The organism is uncultured Streptococcus sp. (genome assembly GCF_963521865.1).
In the GTDB taxonomy this organism is placed as follows: Bacteria; Bacillota; Bacilli; order Lactobacillales; family Streptococcaceae; genus Streptococcus.
Map to the genome: position 1 here is coordinate 50,774 of NZ_CAUQWY010000003.1, position 17,882 is coordinate 68,655.

8 protein-coding genes are annotated in these 17,882 nt (G+C 38.3%); 6 read left to right on the forward strand and 2 right to left on the reverse strand.

Annotated features, from left to right (window positions below; all coding sequences use genetic code 11):
• Window positions 1-6: 6 nt before the first annotated feature.
• Both RWO85_RS01800 and RWO85_RS01805 read right to left on the reverse strand, forming a co-directional pair.
• Window positions 7-915, reverse strand: coding sequence for an ATP-binding cassette domain-containing protein (locus tag RWO85_RS01800; RefSeq protein WP_314413621.1), 909 nt, complete (start codon window positions 913-915; stop codon window positions 7-9).
• 141 nt (window positions 916-1,056) lie between these two features.
• On the reverse strand, window positions 1,057-1,866 hold the full coding sequence (locus RWO85_RS01805) for a Cof-type HAD-IIB family hydrolase (RefSeq protein WP_314413624.1): 810 nt from the start codon (window positions 1,864-1,866) through the stop codon (window positions 1,057-1,059).
• A 270-nt stretch (window positions 1,867-2,136) separates the two neighbouring features.
• On the opposite strand from RWO85_RS01805, the gene RWO85_RS01810 reads away from it, so the two are divergent.
• The 6 genes from RWO85_RS01810 (at window position 2,137) to RWO85_RS01835 (ending at window position 17,857) form a co-directional block, all read left to right on the forward strand.
• Window positions 2,137-2,358, forward strand: a complete 222-nt coding sequence (locus tag RWO85_RS01810) for an SP_0924 family bacteriocin-like peptide (protein WP_061424837.1) — start codon at window positions 2,137-2,139, stop codon at window positions 2,356-2,358.
• A 53-nt stretch (window positions 2,359-2,411) separates the two neighbouring features.
• Complete coding sequence (locus tag RWO85_RS01815; RefSeq protein WP_314413626.1) at window positions 2,412-3,083, forward strand: CPBP family intramembrane glutamic endopeptidase; 672 nt, start codon at window positions 2,412-2,414, stop codon at window positions 3,081-3,083.
• Between the two features lie 129 nt (window positions 3,084-3,212).
• Window positions 3,213-6,488, forward strand: a complete 3,276-nt coding sequence (gene rexB / locus RWO85_RS01820) for an ATP-dependent nuclease subunit B (RefSeq protein WP_314413628.1) — start codon at window positions 3,213-3,215, stop codon at window positions 6,486-6,488.
• Entirely contained in the window at window positions 6,485-10,135 is a 3,651-nt protein-coding gene (gene addA / locus RWO85_RS01825; RefSeq protein ID WP_314413630.1) for a helicase-exonuclease AddAB subunit AddA, read from the forward strand. Before rexB ends, addA begins: the two co-directional genes overlap by 4 nt.
• A 17-nt stretch (window positions 10,136-10,152) precedes the next feature.
• Window positions 10,153-11,331: a hypothetical protein gene (locus RWO85_RS01830; RefSeq protein ID WP_314413632.1), complete on the forward strand. Its 1,179-nt coding sequence runs from the start codon at window positions 10,153-10,155 to the stop codon at window positions 11,329-11,331.
• A gap of 244 nt (window positions 11,332-11,575) precedes the next feature.
• Window positions 11,576-17,857: a ZmpA/ZmpB/ZmpC family metallo-endopeptidase gene (locus RWO85_RS01835; RefSeq protein ID WP_314413634.1), complete on the forward strand. Its 6,282-nt coding sequence runs from the start codon at window positions 11,576-11,578 to the stop codon at window positions 17,855-17,857.
• Window positions 17,858-17,882: the final 25 nt, after the last annotated feature.

Here is a 17,882-nt window from a genome sequence, read left to right on the forward strand (position 1 = left end):
TTCCTCCTATTGGACCAATTGAGTGAAGTATTCTTCTAGGTTTTGACGGGCATAGTAAATCTCGTCAATGGCGACATCTGCCAAGGTTAATTCCTTAAGAATCTGTTTGACATCTTGTTCCTGACCAAAGATGTGAATTTCATTTTCTGGATTAACAACCTTGAACTGGAGCTGGATTTGTTCTTTTAATACTTGACAAGCTTTCTCTTGGTCAGCTGTCTTAAGGACAATATAATCCTCACTTAGTGTCTCAAATTCAGCTTTGCTGATTTCACGGATAATCTTGCCTTGATCTAAAATACCAAAGCGATTTGCTACGAGATAGAGTTCTGACAAGATATGGCTAGAGATGAGAATGGTGATTCCTTTTTCTTGATTGAGGCGTTGAATCATGAGTCGAAATTCTTTGATACCGATTGGGTCGAGACCATTGATAGGTTCATCTAAGATCAGGAAGTCTGGTTTAGATAGGAGGGCAATGGCGATACCAAGTCTTTGTTTCATTCCTAGCGAGAAATCACGAAAGACTTTCTTACCTGTATCTGCCAAACCTACATAGTCCAGGGTTTCTCGAATGACTTGATCAGCATTTGGAATATGACGAATCATGCAGTAATATTTCAGGTTTTGATAGGCTGTTAAGTGATTATGAGCTACAGGTGATTCGATCACTGAACCTACTCGAGATAGAGACTTGCTCCACTCATTTTCCGTTTTGCTGGAGAAGAGGGAAACAGTTCCTTTATCGGCAAAGAGTAGTTGCGTAATGATTTTTATTAAGGTGGTCTTCCCAGCTCCATTCTTTCCTATAAGTCCATAAATATCTCCCTCTCTTATCGTTAGATGAAGATCCTGAAGAATAGCTTGTTTGGCAAAGTTTTTGGACAATCCATGAATATCAAGTACTGTTTTCATGATTCTCTCCTTTTGATTTATTTTGATAACTTTAGTATACAGCATAGAAATCAAAGAAAGCTCAAGGATTTCTAAAGAGTTTCTAAAGTTTTAGGAATTCTTAAATATCAAAACCCAGTTGACACGAACTGGGCTTCTTAATTATAGAATATATTTCTCAATGGCACGCGCAACGCCGTCTTCTTCGTTGCTTGCTGTAAGGTCATCCGCAAGAGATTTGACATAATCGCTGGCATTTCCCATTGCGATACCAAGCCCTGCAAACTGGAGCATTTCAATATCGTTATTGGCATCGCCCATAGCCATGATTTCTGAGGAATCAATCTTCAGAATCTCTGCCAGTCGAGAAAGAGCAGTAGCCTTTGTCGTTCCAAGTGGCATGGCTTCATAAATGACAGGCTGCGAACGAACGCCACTGAATCGTTGACAGAGTTCTGTAGCAAAACGCTCTTCAAAATCATCTGTTTGCTCTTTTGTCCCCAAAAACATACCTTGAAACATGCGATATTTGCCACTGATCGCTTCCTCAAGAGAAATTTCAGTCAGGTCTGAAAAGACTAGCTTGGCATCATTTTGGATGACTTGATTGGGCTTGCCACCGAGGACAAAATAATGCTCCTCATCAAAAAGAGTCAACTGAACCTCACTTTTTTCAGCTAGATCATAGAGGTATTCGATGTCAGCTGGACTCAGTTCTTGCCAGTCAACCAAACTCCAATCGCTAGTCTGGTGGGTTGAGCAACCGTTGTTAACAATCACATACTCATTCTGGAGGTCAAGCCCCAATTTTTTATAGTAGGGGAGGACACCGAAAAGCGGGCGACCCGTACAGAGAACTAGTTTGACACCTTTTTCAATGGCTTGGTGAATAGCAGTAATGTGAGCTTGTGGGATTTCCTTGGCTTCATTGAGGAGGGTTCCGTCCATATCCAAGGCTAGTAGTTTAATCATAAGACTTCCTTCTTTATCTTTTGGTATTATTATAGCATATTTTGGAGAAGATAATGGTAAAAGGGTAGGGACTAATTGATTTTACAGTTCAGGATGTTTTGATGTCAATTTATGATTTGAAGAGGATATTTGGAAAAGATATGCTATACTAAACTTGTCAATGTTGCAACTAGACAAGCATAAAAAAACTAGCTTAAAATAGTTTTTTTGTAAGTAGGTATGAGTATCAGATTACTCAACTAATCTAAACAATAACGGAGGAAATATATCATGATTTTAATGACAAAAAATATAAATCTAACAAATGAAGAATTAGAGCTGATACAAGGTGGAGCAGATCCCTATGGTAAAGAACCTAATGGTTATTATGCTTGGCAAATGGAACCAGTATTAATTATGCCGATTCATGGATTTTGTCCCAGAGGAACCTATGATTTAGGATATATTGGAGGAGGTAACCATCTTTGCAAAGGAAGTGCCGCGAGATTTTAAGTAAAATTTATTAGGAATATGAAGAAACAAGGGGAGAAAGCAGAGAATTTAAGATGAAAAAACGAGCTATTCAAATTTTACTAGCATTGTCCTTAATTTTTTACAAATCAACTTGGTTTTGGAGAGTTTTCAATCACCTCGCAAAGCCCTATCTACCAGCAAGTCATGAATTTTTTCAGATTCTGCTTTTGATGGAGAGTGGAGTTCTTTTATTAGCGGTCATCTATCTACTAGTTTTTGCAGGAAAGCAAACTTTTCATTTCAAGTGGCAGCTGAGGTACTTTATCTACCTTTTACTGGGCTACATCATTTCGTATATGTCGGACTTCCTCTTGTCTTATTTCATACCCTCGTCTTCAAATCAAATCTCTTTGAATGAAACGATAGAAATGATAGGGAGACAGGAATTACCCTATTTCTTGCTCATAGCTTTCTTCATCGGCCCTATTGCTGAGGAATTGATTTATCGCGGTGTGCTTATGATAACCTTTTTCAAAAACTCGCCTTGGTACGGAGATGTTTTGCTTTCTGCTATTATTTTCGGTTATATTCATATCAATTTTGCTTTAACTCCTCTTGCTTTTTTCATTTATGCCAGCGGAGGTCTTATTTTGGCTCTATTGTATCGCATGACTAAAAATCTCTACTATCCAATACTAGTTCATATTCTCATCAATATCACTGCCTTCTGGGATGTGTGCTTACTCCTATTTTCAGGAAGTTAGCTTACTAAAACAATGTCGGAACTTTCCGGCATTTTCTTTTCAACAGATGAGCAAGAACTGATTATTTTCAGACTTGGCTGGCTAATCATGGTATAATAAAAGATAATGAAAAATTCCAACGAGGCAGAGATGAAATTACTTTATACTGATATTCGGACTTCTTTGACAGAAATTCTAACTAGAGAGGCAGAAAAGCTAGTTGCTGCTGGCAAGCGGGTCTTCTACATCGCTCCCAACTCTCTTTCTTTTGAAAAGGAACGCGCCGTGGTGGAATGTTTACCTCAGCAGGCTTCTTTTGCGATTACCGTCACGCGCTTTACTCAAATGGCTCGTTACCTGATTTTGAATGATTTGCCTGCCAAGACCAGTCTTGATGATATTGGTCTTGGGATGGCCTTTTATAAATGTCTTGCCGAACTTGACCCCAAGGACTTACGTGTTTATGGTGCGATTAAGCAGGATCCTCAATTCATCCAGCAGTTGATTGAGCTTTACCACGAGATGACCAAGGCTCAGATGAGTTTTTTGGACTTGGAGAGTTTGACGGATGAGGACAAGAGGGCCGATTTACTCTTGATTCTTGAGAAAGTAACGGCCTACCTCAATCAAGGGCAGTTAGCTCAGGGAAGTCAGTTGTCCCATTTGATTGAAGCTATTGAGAATGACAAAGTTAGTAGTGATTTTACTCAAATCGCCTTGGTTATTGATGGATTTACCCGTTTTTCTGCTGAGGAAGAGCGGATTGTGGACTTACTTCATGGCAAGGGTGTTGAGATTGTCATTGGGGCTTACGCTAGTAAGAAAGCTTATACTAGTCCTTTTAGCGAGGGCAATCTCTACCAAGCCAGTGTAGACTTTCTCCATCATCTAGCCTCTAAATACCAAACACCTGCTCTGGACTGTTCTCAAACTCATGAGAAGATGGATAGTTTTGACAAAGCCTCTCGTTTGCTAGAGTCTTCTTATGATTTTTCAGAACTCACATTGGATGTAGATGATAAGGACCGTGAAAACTTACAAATCTGGTCTTGCTTGACGCAAAAAGAAGAGTTGGAGTTGGTAGCCCGTAGTATTCGTCAGAAATTGCATGAGAACTCAGACCTGAGCTACAAGCATTTTCGTATTCTCTTGGGGGATGTAGTTTCTTATCAATTATCTCTAAAAACGATTTTTGACCAGTATCAGATTCCTTTCTATCTTGGTAGAAGCGAATCCATGGCGCACCACCCCTTGACACAGTTTGTCGAGTCTATTTTAGCTTTAAAACGCTATCGTTTCCGTCAGGAGGATTTGATTAACCTTCTCAGGACAGGTCTCTATACCGACCTTAGTCAGGCTGATACTGACGCATTTGAGCAATATATCCGCTATCTTGGTATCAATGGCTTGCCAGCCTTTCAGCAAACCTTTACCAAATCCCACCATGGGAAATTTAATCTTGAGCGTTTGAATGCCCTTCGCCTGCGTATTTTAACACCTCTTGAAACTCTTTTTGCTAGCCGAAAACAAAAGTCTGAAAATCTCTTGCAAAAGTGGAACTCTTTTCTAAAAGAAGGAGCTGTGACCAAGCAGTTACAAGATTTGACAGCCACTATGGAAGCTGTAGAACAGGAAAGACAGGCCGAAGTTTGGAAGGAATTCTGTCATGTTTTAGAGCAATTTGCGACTGTTTTTGCTGGTTCACAAGTTAGTCTAGAGGACTTCCTAGCCTTGCTCCATTCTGGAATGAGCCTATCTCAATACCGTACCATTCCAGCGACAGTGGACACCGTTCTGGTGCAGAGTTACGATTTGATTGCACCACTGACTGCTGACTTTGTCTATGCCATTGGGCTGACTCAGGACAATTTACCAAAAATTGCGCAAAATACTAGCCTTTTGACAGATGAAGAAAGACAAAGCTTAAACCAAGCGACCGAAGAAGGCGTTCAATTGCTGATTGCCAGCAGTGAAAACCTCAAGAAAAATCGCTATACTATGCTTTCTTTGGTCAATTCTGCCCGTAAGCAATTAGTTTTGTCAGCTCCAAGCCTTTTTAACGAAAGTGAAAGCAAGGAATCAGCTTATCTTCAAGAGTTGGTCCATTTTGGATTTAGTCGAAAAGAGAAGAGGATGAATCACAAAGGGCTGTCTAAGGAAGATATGGGGTCCTATCACAGTCTTTTGTCTAGCCTGGTTGCCTATCACCAGCAGGGCGAGATGAGTGATACTGAGCAAGATTTGACCTTTGTCAAGGTTCTGGCGCGTGTGATGGGTAAAAGACTAGAACAGCAAGGTCTGGAAAATCCAGCCCTCCCAACCAGTCCAAGCAGCAAGCAGTTGACCAATGATACCTTACAAGCTCTCTATCCAGCTGACAAGGAATTTTACCTGTCTACGTCTGGTTTGACGGAGTTTTACCGAAACCAATACAGTTATTTCCTCCGCTACGTGTTAGGCTTGCAGGAGGAATTACGTCTACGTCCTGATGCCCGCAGTCACGGAAATTTCTTGCACCGTATCTTTGAACGCGCCTTGCAGTTGCCTGACGAAGATTCCTTTGACCATCGTCTAGAACAAGCTATTCAAGAAACCAGTCAAGAACGCGAATTTGAAGCCATTTATCAAGAAAGTTTGGAAGCCCAGTTTACCAAGGAAGTTCTGCTTGATGTAGCTCGCACGACTGGCCACATTCTCCGACACAATCCAGCCATCGAAACCATCAAAGAGGAAGCGAATTTCGGTGGGAAAGAGCAAGCCTTTATTCAATTGGACAATGGTCGCAGTGTCTTTGTACGAGGTAAAGTTGACCGCATTGACCGTTTGAAAGCTGATGGGGCGATAGGAGTGGTAGACTACAAATCCAGTCTGACTCAGTTCCAGTTTCCTCATTTCTTTAATGGGCTCAATTCCCAGTTGCCAACCTATCTAGCTGCCTTAAAAAGAGAAGGGGAGCAGAACTTTTTCGGTGCTATGTACTTGGAAATGGCTGAACCAGTCCAATCTCTGATGGCCGTTAAAAGTCTGGCAGGTGCAGTAGTAGAAGCTAGCAAGTCAATGAAATACCAAGGCCTCTTTTTAGAAAAAGAAAGCAGTCATTTGGGCGAATTTTACAATAAAAACAAGGCTAATCAGTTGACGGATGAGGAATTCCAGCTCTTACTAGACTACAATGCCCTTCTTTACAAGAAAGCAGCTGAGAAGATTTTAGCAGGCCAGTTCGCCATTAATCCTTATACCGAAAATGGCAGAAGTATTGCCCCATACGTCCAGCAACACCAAGCCATCACAGGATTTGAAGCCAATTATCACTTGGGTCAAGCTCGTTTCCTAGAGAAGTTGGACTTGGCTGACGGTAAACGTCTGGTCGGAGAAAAACTCAAGCAAGCTTGGTTTGAAAAAATAAGAGAGGAGTTGAATCGATGAAGCCCATTCCCTTTTTAACTGAGGAAGAAATTCAAAAACTGCAAGAAGCAGAAGCAAATTCGAGCAAGGAACAAAAGAAAACTGCCGAGCAAATTGAAGCCATCTATACTTCTGGTCAGAATATTCTTGTCTCAGCGTCGGCTGGTTCTGGTAAAACCTTTGTCATGGCAGAGCGCATTCTAGATCAATTAGCGCGTGGTGTGGAAATTTCTCAACTCTTTATCTCAACCTTTACCGTTAAGGCTGCCACAGAGCTTAAAGAACGTTTGGAGAAAAAAATCAGCCAACAAATCCAAGAAAGTAGTGATGTCGAGCTCAAACAACACTTGGGACGTCAGTTGGCAGACCTACCCAACGCTGCCATCGGAACCATGGACTCTTTCACACAAAAGTTCCTTGGCAAACATGGCTATCTGCTTGACATTGCGCCTAATTTCCGTATTTTACAAAACCAGAGCGAGCAACTCCTTCTAAAAAACGAAGTCTTTCATGAGGTCTTTGAAGTCCATTATCAAGGTAAACAGAAAGAGACCTTTAGTCATTTACTGAAAAACTTTGCTGGACGTGGCAAGGATGAACGAGGGCTGCGCCAACAAGTCTATAAAATCTATGACTTCCTCCAATCCACCAGCAACCCTCAAAAGTGGCTGAGTGAATCTTTCTTAAAAGGCTTTGAGAAAGCTGATTTTACGAATGAAAAAGGAAAACTAACTGAGCAAATCCAGCAAGCCCTTTGGGATTTGGAAAGCTTTTTCCGTTATCATCTGGACAATGATGCTAAGGAGTTTCCCAAGGCTGCCTATTTAGAAAATGTTCAGTTAGTTCTGGATGAAATTGGCTCCTTAAATCAAGAGTCCGATAGTCAGGCTTATCAAACGGTTCTTGCGCGTGTTGTCGCAATTTCGAAAGAGAAAAATGGTCGAGCTCTGACGAATGCCAGTCGCAAGGCTGATTTGAAGCCACTGGCCGATGCCTACAACGAAGAGAGAAAGACCCAGTTTGCTAAACTAGGACAACTGTCAGACCAGATAACCATTCTCGACTATCAAGAACGTTATCATGGAGATACATGGGAACTAGCTAAAACCTTCCAAGCCTTCATGAGTGATTTTGTGGAAGCTTATCGTCAGCGTAAACGTCAGGAAAATGCCTTTGAATTCGCTGATATCAGCCATTATACCATTGAGATTTTAGAGAATTTCCCGCAAGTTCGTGAGGCTTATCAGGATCGCTTCCACGAAGTCATGGTCGATGAGTATCAGGATACCAACCATATTCAAGAACGGATGTTGGAATTGCTGTCTAATGATCACAACCGATTTATGGTGGGAGATATTAAGCAGTCTATCTATCGTTTCCGTCAGGCAGATCCGCAGATTTTCAATGAAAAGTTCCAACGCTATGCGCAAAATCCCCAAGAAGGCAAGCTGATTCTCCTCAAGGAAAATTTCCGTAGTAGTTCAGAAGTGCTGTCAGCAACCAATGATGTTTTTGAACGCCTTATGGACCAAGAGGTCGGCGAAATCAACTATGACAGCATGCACCAACTTGTTTTTGCCAATACCAAGCTGACTCCTAATCCAGAAAACAAGGCAGAATTTCTCCTCTATGACAAGGACGATACAGGTGAGGAAGAAGAGTGTCAAACAGAAACGAAACTAACAGGCGAAATGCGCTTAGTTATCAAGAAAATTCTTAAACTCCATAAGGAACAAGGTGTTTCCTTTAAAGAAATTGCCCTTCTGACCTCCAGCCGCAGTCGTAATGACCAGATTCTCCTCGCTCTGTCTGAATACGGAATTCCTGTCAAAACTGACGGAGAGCAAAACAATTATCTCCAATCCCTAGAAGTGCAAGTCATGCTAGACACCCTTCGTGTCATTCACAATCCCCTGCAAGACTATGCCTTGGTTGCCCTTATGAAGTCTCCAATGTTTGGCTTTGACGAGGACGAGTTAGCACGTTTGTCCCTTCAGAAAGCAGAAGACAAAGTCCACGAAAATCTCTATGAGAAACTGGTCAATGCTCAAAAACTGGCAAGTAGCCAAAAAGGCTTGATTCATACGGAGTTAGCTGAGAAACTAAACCAATTCATGGATATCTTGGCTTCTTGGCGCCTGTATGCCAAAACCCACTCCCTCTATGACTTGATTTGGAAGATTTATAACGACCGTTTTTATTATGATTATGTTGGAGCTTTGCCAAATGGTCCTGCTAGACAGGCCAATCTCTATGCCCTAGCACTACGTGCTGATCAATTTGAAAAGAGTAATTTCAAAGGCTTATCACGTTTTATTCGTATGATTGATCAAGTCTTGGAAGCCCAGCACGATTTGGCAAGCGTGGCAGTCGCACCGCCAAAAGATGCAGTAGAGCTCATGACCATTCACAAGAGTAAAGGGCTGGAGTTTCCTTACGTCTTTATCCTCAATATGGATCAAGACTTTAACAAGCAAGACTCTATGTCAGAAGTCATTCTCAGTCGTCAGAATGGTCTTGGTGTCAAATATATTGCCAAAATGGAGACAGGAGCAGTGGAAGATCACTATCCTAAAACCGTCAAACTCTCCATTCCTAGCCTGACCTATAGGCAGAATGAAGAGGAATTACAGCTGGCAAGCTATTCTGAGCAAATGCGTCTGCTGTATGTTGCCATGACGAGGGCTGAGAAAAAGCTCTATCTTGTCGGTAAGGGTTCTCGTGAAAAGCTGGAAGCCAAGGAATACCCATCAGCTAAAAATGGAAAACTAAATAGCAGTACTAGACTGCAAGCAAGGAATTTCCAAGATTGGATTTGGGCTATCAGCAAAGTGTTTGCCAAGGATAATCTCAACTTTAGTTATCGCTTTGTTGGCGATGATCAGCTGACTAGAGAAGCTATTGGTCAATTGGAAAACAAAAGTCCTCTCCAAGATAGCTCCCAAGCTGACAACCGCCAGTCAGAAACCATTAAGGAAGCTCTTGAAATGCTGAAAGAAGTGGAAGTCTATAATACTCTTCACCGCGCAGCTATTGAATTGCCAAGTGTTCAAACCCCAAGTCAAATCAAGAAATTCTACGAACCTGTTATGGATATGGAAGGTGTCGAGATTGCAGGTCAAGGTCAGTCAGTAGACAAGAAAATCAGCTTTGATTTGCCAGATTTTTCAACCAAAGAAAAGGTAACCGGAGCTGAGATTGGTAGTGCTACCCACGAACTCATGCAGAGAATTGACCTCAGCCAGCGACCAACGCTTGCTAGTCTGACAGAAACTCTCAAACAAGTTCAAACCAGCCCAGCTGTCAGAGACAAGATCAATCTTGCTAAAACTCTTGCATTCTTTGACACAGCGCTCGGTCAGGAAATTCTCGCTAATACCAACCATCTCTATCGCGAGCAACCTTTCTCCATGCTCAAACGAGACCAAAAGAGTCAGGAAAACTTTGTTGTCCGTGGAATCTTGGACGGCTATCTGCTTTATGAGGACAGGATTATTCTGTTCGACTATAAGACCGACCGCTATGATGATCCAAGTCAACTCATAAACCGCTATCGTGGTCAGTTAGCCCTTTATGGAGAGGCTTTATCTCGAGCCTATTCGATTGAAAATATTGAGAAATACTTGATTTTACTTGGGAAAGACGAGGTTCAAGTTGTAAAAGTATAATCTAGAAAGGAGACCTCATGACACTTCCAGTTAGAAAATCCCTGCATGATGCGGTTTTACAGGCTTCAAAAGCTGATACTTGGGAACAAGCTACCAAGGAATGGAATGAAGTTTCCTTGATTTTTAACGGTATCGGCCGTAGCAATTGTGTCTGTGGAAATGCTATCAAATACGCCTACGAACTCTTTAACGGAGTGACTGGTCAACGACTATTTCCTATAGGTAGCGACTGCGTTCGTCATTTTCATCGATTGACCCTTGACCAGCAACCAGAAGAGGAAGAAAAACTGCTCAGAAAGGTTGAAAATCTGACCAGAAAAGCTAAGAAAAAGGAAAAAATCAAGGTCAATAAAAGTGACTTTGACGAGCGACTTCTAAAATGGCTCTGGGAAAAAGGTGTTTTTAAACCCAATCGTGGCAATCAGTTCTCACCTGAGAGAGACTACCAGCTCTTCCTAGAAGTCTTTCAAGGAGGAAGTTGGACCAAGGCAGAGCCCAAGAAGAAGGCTCGGATGGAAGAAGTCCTTGAAAAATGTATCAAACCCTTTTTACTTGGGAAACCAGATGACCAACTCTACCTTGTCAAGCTAGGCAAGGAGAAAATTGACTACGAACAGGAACTCCGTATCCAGGCAGAGAAAGAGCGCAAGAAGAAAGATAAAATCGCCAAGCAATATGCAGACAATCTGGTTCTAGCCATGGGACCAGCAGAGCGTGCCTATCAAGATTACTTTGGCTTTACAGAAACCCTAACCCAAGAAGAACGCAAGTGGGAGAAAATTCTTTTTGGTAAAAATAGAACAGAAAGGGCTATCAAGGCCAAACAATACCAAAAAGAGCTGGAAAAAGACCAACGAATTGCTGGTCAGGATCCAATTGAAAGAAAGCAGAAGCAGACCTGGCTCCTCAATTCCTATTTTCGTGAGCTTCCTGAAGAAAAATCCCGATTTGCTCGGCTCTTATTAGAATATCGAAAAAGTGGAGAAGTCCCCTTTTCAACTGAATACCTATCCGACCATCTGCTCGACTTTTTCTATAAAATGAAAGCCTTTGAGTTTGAAATCGCACCAGAACAAGTCCGAGATTTTCTAAAAGAAAGTCTCCAGACAGATCATCTCTCCTCAGCACAAGAAAGCTGGATAGAAGGAATTCTCCTCAACTGCCTCAAACCATTTTTAGAACGATTAGTGATATAAGTAACACCTACCGTGGAAATTCCATGGTAGGTGTTACTTATATCCAAAAAGAGAAAATAGGAAATGGCAAACCCTGCTCCTTCGTATTTTATATATAAAACAAAGTATGAAAACGTAACGCAATTTTAAGACTTTTTGGTAAATTAAGAGTATAATTAAAGTGTGTTACCTTTTTATAAGATAACAAGCTAATATAATAAATTCTAGCTTGCATATTTTTAAAATTTTATTTCAAGGAGGAATAATGGAAAAGTATTTTGGTGAAAAACAGCAGCGTTTTTCATTTAGAAAATTATCAGTAGGACTTGTATCTGCAACGATTTCAAGTTTATTTTTTATGTCTGTATTAGGTAGTTCATCTGTAGAAGCTCAAGAGACTAAAGGTGTTCACTATAAATATGTGACAGAGTCAGAGCTATCATCAGATGAGAAGAAGCAGCTTATCTATGATATTCCGACATACGTGGAGAATGATGATGAGACTTATTATCTTGTTTATAAATTAAATTCCCAAAATCAACTGGGAGACTTACCAAATACTGGAAGTAAGAATGATATGCAAACCCTAGTTGCTGGTGCTAGCTTAGCGGCTCTGGGGATTTTAATTTTTGCCGTTTCTAAGAAAAAAGTTAAGAATAAAACAGTATTACATTTAGTATTGATTGCAGGAATAGGAAATGGTATCTTAGTTTCAGCTCATGCTTTAGAAAATAATCTCTTACTGAATTACAATACTGACTATGAATTAATCTCAGGAGAAAAATTACCTCTTCCTAAAGATATTTCAGGTTACACTTATATTGGATATATCAAAGAGGGAAACATAACTTCTGAATCTAAAGTAAATAATCAAGAGAAATCAGTATCTAGTCCAACAAATCAACAAAAGGTAGGTTATAGTGTTACACCGAATTTTGTAGAAAATCCATCAACAGTACAAACTATGCAGGAAGAAAAACCTGTTTCTACTAAATTAACCAATCCAAGAAAAGAAGAGAAACAATCTTCAAATTCTCAATCACAATTAGCAGAACATAAGAATCTAGAAACGAAGAAAGACGAGAAGATTTCTCCAAAAGAAAAGACTGGGGTAAATACATTAAATCCACAAGATGAAGTTCTATCAGGCAAGTTGAACAAACCTGAACTCTTATATCGTGAGGAAACTATAGAGACAAAAATAGATTTTCAAGAAGAAATTCAAGAAAATCCTGATTTAGCTGAAGGAACTGTAAGAGTAAAACAAGAAGGTAAGTTAGGGAAGAAAGTTGAAGTCGTCAGAATATTCTTTGTAAACAAGGAAGAAGTTTCTAGAGAAATCGTTTCAACTTCAACGACTGCGCCTGTTTTAAGAATAGTCGAAAAAGGTACTAAAAAAGCTCAAGTAATGAAGGAACAACCTGAGACTGGTGCAGAACATGGAGAAGTACAGGCTGGAGCTATTGTTAAACCAGAACAGTCTGCCCCACTATCAGAATACACAGGGGTACAAGCCGGAGCATTAGTAGAAGCGGCAAAAATGGAGAAACCTGAATATACAGGAGTACAGGCTGGAGCCTTAGCAGAACCAGAGAAAGTGGAAGCCCCAAGAGAATACACAGGAGTGCAAGCTGGAGCACTAGTAGAACCAGAAAAAGTAGAAGCCCCAAGAGAATATACAGGAGTACAAGCTGGAGCGTTAGTAGAACCAGAAAAAGTAGAAGTCCCAGAAGAGTATACAGGAGTGCAAGCTGGAACAGTAGTAGAACCGGAGAAAGTAGAAGCCCCAAGAGAATACACAGGAGTACAAGCTGGAGCATTAGTAGAACCAGAAAAAGTAGAATCACCGAAGGAATATACAGGAGTGCAAGCTGGAGCGTTAGTAGAACCAGAGAAAATAGAGCCTACTAGAGAGTATTCTGGAAGTATTGAACAGCCAAGTACAGAAGAGCCTAAGCCAAATAATGAAAATACTAATACACCAGAAGAAATGAGTATTCAGAAAAAATCTAGTGCATTAATTAATATGACCTTCATTACAGATTCGTCAAGGGGAACTGGAGTGGGATCAGCGACTTTTATTGCACCAAATGTACTTTTAACAGTCGCTCATAATTTCATTCATAATTCTACTGATAATACTACGGGTGAATTTAGAGGTGATAAATCTAAAAACGAATATGAGTGGGTGACTCCTGACGGACAAAAAGGAACATTTACCGCTAATGATATTCATTTTTATAATCAAAAAGATTATCCAAAAGGATTTATCTATGATTTAGCAGTGATTAAATTACCACAATCTTCAGTAAGAAAACATGTAAATTTAGTAGATAATTATTCGAAAGTAAATGTTCATGACAAACTTAATGTTCATGGATATCCAGGTGGGAAATATACGCACCTAAAAGATACTACGGTAGAAATGGAACAAAAATATGCGAACAACACCTACGGTGTCCAATATCAAGGCGGAAATCCTGGTATGAGTGGTGGAGGAATATTTAATGCTAATGGTGAAGTTATTGGTGTGCACCAAAATGGAGCACAAAATCGCTCAGGTGGATTGATTTTATCTCCTACACAATTAGCTTGGATTAAGAGTATTATCGCAGGGAATGAAATTACTCCGACATATGATGCACTAGAACGTCATAAAGATGAGAAAAAAGACGATGTTACAGAAGAAAAAGACGTTAATAAGAAATTAGAACTTAGAAATATATCTTCTGTAGAACTATATTCAAAAGATGGTAATAAGTATCGTCATGTAACTACATTAGATTCTGTGCCAAATGCTCCACAAAATTACTTCATGAAAGTTAAATCAGAGAATTTTAAAGATGTGATGCTACCAGTTACAAGCATTACTAATGCTAATAAAGATAATAGAGATGTTTATAAAATAGTAGCAAGTGCAAATAATCTGATACAGCATGAAAATAATAATGTACTAGAAAATTATACATACTATTTACCAAAAACTCAGCAAAGTGAAACTGAAGTATATACATCATTTAAAAATTTAGTCGATGCAATGAATATCGATCCTAATGGTACATTCCGTTTAGGGGCAACTATGGATGCTCGTGAAGTTGAACTTTCGGATGATCAAGAAAGTTATGTGAAAAAGGAATTCCATGGAAAGTTAGTAGGAACAAATAATGAGAAATATTATGCTATTTATAATTTGAAAAAACCATTGTTTGGGAGATTAAATGGTGCCACAGTACAAAATCTTTCACTAAAAGATGTCAATATTTCAGCAAAAGAAGATGCTGCAACAGTAGCGAAAGAAGCGAGAAATGGAACTGTAATTAGTAATGTTCATGCTAATGGAGCAATAGCTGGTGAACATGGAATAGGAGGTTTAGTATCACAAGTAGAGAATTCTAGAATTTCAAATAGTAGCTTTACAGGAAGAATTACTAATACTTATGAAACAAATTCAGATTATCAAATTGGAGGTTTAGTTGGTAAACTTTCTGGTTCAAGGGGATTAATAGAGAAGTCGATCGCATCAATTGATTTATCATCAAACGCAACTAAAGGGGATCAATCTATTGGCGGAATAGTTGGTGCAGCAGAAGATAGTGCGCTAATTAGTAATAGCTACGCTGAAGGAAATCTTAATAATGTTCAACGTTTTGCAAATGTAGGTGGAGTAGTTGGTAATCTTTGGGATCCAGCTGGAGGATTAGAAAAATCTGGTCGACTTTCTAATGTACTAAGCGACGTTAATGTTACGAACGGTAATGCTATAACTGGAAAAGATTTCACTGACATGAAAGCAAATCATGTATATAGCAACAAAAATAATAAGGTTGTAAACGTAGTAGCAGAAGATGATGAAATCTTAACTAAGGATTCTACTGTTCAAAGAGGAGAAGTATTAGAAGATGCACAAATTAGAGAGAAAAAAGCTGCTTTTGTATCTAGAAATACTATTAAAACAGAAGACTTTAATTTCTCTTCTAGATATGTAACTGACTATAAAAATCTTGAGAATGCCGTTTCATCTAAAGAAAAAGTATATAAAAATATAGAAAAACTATTACCGTTCTATAATAGAGAAACAATAGTTAAGTACGGAAATTTAGTAGAGTCAAGTAGTAATCTTTATAATAAAGAATTATTATCAGTTGTTCCAATGAAAGATAATGAAGTAATTAGTGATATTAACAAATACAAATCAAGTATAAATAAATTATTACTATATTACGCAGACAATACATCAGAGAAACTTAATGTAAATTATCAAAGTGATTTTTCAAATGTAGCTGAGTATAGAATAGGCGATACAAAATTAATTTACACACCAAATACATTACTTCGCAATTATAATAATATTTTAGATGAAGTATTACCAGCATTAAATAGTGTAGAATATAAATCAGACGCAACTAGAAAAGTATTAGATGTTTCTAAGGATGTTAGTTTAACGGAGTTATATTTAGAAGAACAATTCAATACCACAAAAACTAATTTGAAAGATAGTTTGACAAAACTTCTTACTGCAGATGCTGCAATAGCTGAAAATAACAATAAGATAATAGATAATTATGTAATCGAAAAAATTAAAAACAATAAGGAAGCTTTACTTCTAGGATTAACATATTTAGAACGTTGGTACAATTTCAAATATGGTGATACAAAAGCGAAAGATTTAGTTATGTACCACTTGGATTTCTTCGGTAAATCAAATAGTTCAGCGTTAGATAATGTTATCGAACTAGGTAAATCTGGATATAATAATTTACTAGCGAAAAATAATGTTATAACTTATAACGTTTTATTAGCGAAAAATTATAAAACTAATAATTTATTTGATGCATTAGAAAAATATAGAAAAGCATTCGTGCCAGATAAAACCAATAACGAGTGGTTTAAAGAACAAACTAAAGCCTATATAGTAGAAGAAAAATCTACAATTAAAGAGGTAAGTGATAAGCAATCAATAGCTGGTAGTCCATATTCAATTGGAGTATATGATAGATTAACTAGCCCATCTTGGAAATACCCAAGTATGGTCTTGCCGCTATTAACATTACCTGAAAAATCGGTGTTTATTATAGCCAACATTTCGACTATAGGATTTGGTGCTTATGATAGATATAGAAGTAAAGAACATCCAGCAGGAACTAATTTAAATGACTATGTTGAGACAAAAGCTAAAGAAGCGGCAGCTAGATTTAGAGATCACTATGATTACTGGTATAAAATACTAGATGATAAAAATAAAGAAAAATTATATAGAAGTGTTCTTGTCTATGATGCATTTAGATTTGGAAATGATAAAGATAATAAGATACAAGAAGCTAATTTTGAAACTAATCATCCAGCGATAAAACATTTCTTCGGTCCAGCGGGAAATAATGTTGTTCATAATTCTAATGGAGCCTACGCTACAGGGGATGCATTCTATTATATGGCATATCGTATGCTTGATAAAGATGGTGCGGTAACTTATACACACGAAATGACGCATAACTCTGATAGAGAAATTTATCTTGGAGGTTATGGAAGACGAAATGGACTGGGACCAGAGTTTTATGCTAAAGGATTGTTACAAGCTCCTGATCATCCATACGATCCTACTATTACGATTAACTCTATATTGAAATATGAAAAATCAGAAGATTCAACTAGACTTCAGGTAAAAGATCCTACAAAACGATTTAATAATGCAGAAGACTTGCAAAAATATATGCATAATATGTTTGATGTAATTTATATGCTAGAATATCTAGAAGGTAATGCAGTTGTTAACTTGGATATTTCTAAGAAAAATGACTTGTTGAGAAAAATAGAAAATAAATTTGAACTGGATCCAGACGGAAGTGAAGTATATGCAACTAATGTTATTCGTTACTTAAATGATAGTGAACTTAGCAAATTAACGACATTTAATAGTCTAATTGAAAATGATGTTATCACAAGAAGAGGATATGAAAATGACAATGATAATACCTTTAAACGAAATGGCTATTATACAATTAAACTATTTTCACCAATATATTCTGCTCTAAGTAATGATAAAGGAACTCCGGGTGATTTAATGGGACGTCGTATGGCGTTCGAGTTGTTAGCTGCAAAAGGATTTAAAGATGGAATGGTACCATATATTTCTAATCAATACGCAGAAGAAGCAAAAGCAAAAGGTGATGTTATTAGATCATATGGTAAAGTGATCGGTAATGTAACAGATGATTTAGTACTTAAAAAAGTGTTTAATAATGAATATAAATCATGGGTTGATTTCAAAAAAGCAATGTATAATGAGCGAATAGCTAAATTTAATAAATTAATGAGCATTAGCTTCATTAACCCAAATGGAGATTGGTTCAGAAAAGATAGAGTGACAATAACAAATATAAATGCGCTTCAAAGAATGATGACTACTGCTGTCAATGAAGATGCTGAGGATTATCTTGTGAATATATATCCAGAAAGAAGTAGAGTTCATAAACTTAAACAGGCAATATATAAAGCTTATCTCGATCAAACGAATGATTTTAGAAGTTCAATTTTTGAGAATAAAAAATAGTGTTTGCTATTAGGAAATAAAAAGT

Excerpts from the sequence above, each read along its gene's own strand:
- RWO85_RS01800 (WP_314413621.1), bottom strand. The coding sequence starts at position 915 with ATGAAAACAGTACTTGATATTCATGGATTGTCCAAAAACTTTGCCAAA.
- RWO85_RS01805 (WP_314413624.1), bottom strand. The coding sequence starts at position 1,866 with ATGATTAAACTACTAGCCTTGGATATGGACGGAACCCTCCTCAATGAA.
- RWO85_RS01810 (WP_061424837.1), top strand. The coding sequence starts at position 2,137 with ATGATTTTAATGACAAAAAATATAAATCTAACAAATGAAGAATTAGAG.
- RWO85_RS01815 (WP_314413626.1), top strand. The coding sequence starts at position 2,412 with ATGAAAAAACGAGCTATTCAAATTTTACTAGCATTGTCCTTAATTTTT.
- rexB (WP_314413628.1), top strand. The coding sequence starts at position 3,213 with ATGAAATTACTTTATACTGATATTCGGACTTCTTTGACAGAAATTCTA.
- addA (WP_314413630.1), top strand. The coding sequence starts at position 6,485 with ATGAAGCCCATTCCCTTTTTAACTGAGGAAGAAATTCAAAAACTGCAA.
- RWO85_RS01830 (WP_314413632.1), top strand. The coding sequence starts at position 10,153 with ATGACACTTCCAGTTAGAAAATCCCTGCATGATGCGGTTTTACAGGCT.
- RWO85_RS01835 (WP_314413634.1), top strand. The coding sequence starts at position 11,576 with ATGGAAAAGTATTTTGGTGAAAAACAGCAGCGTTTTTCATTTAGAAAA.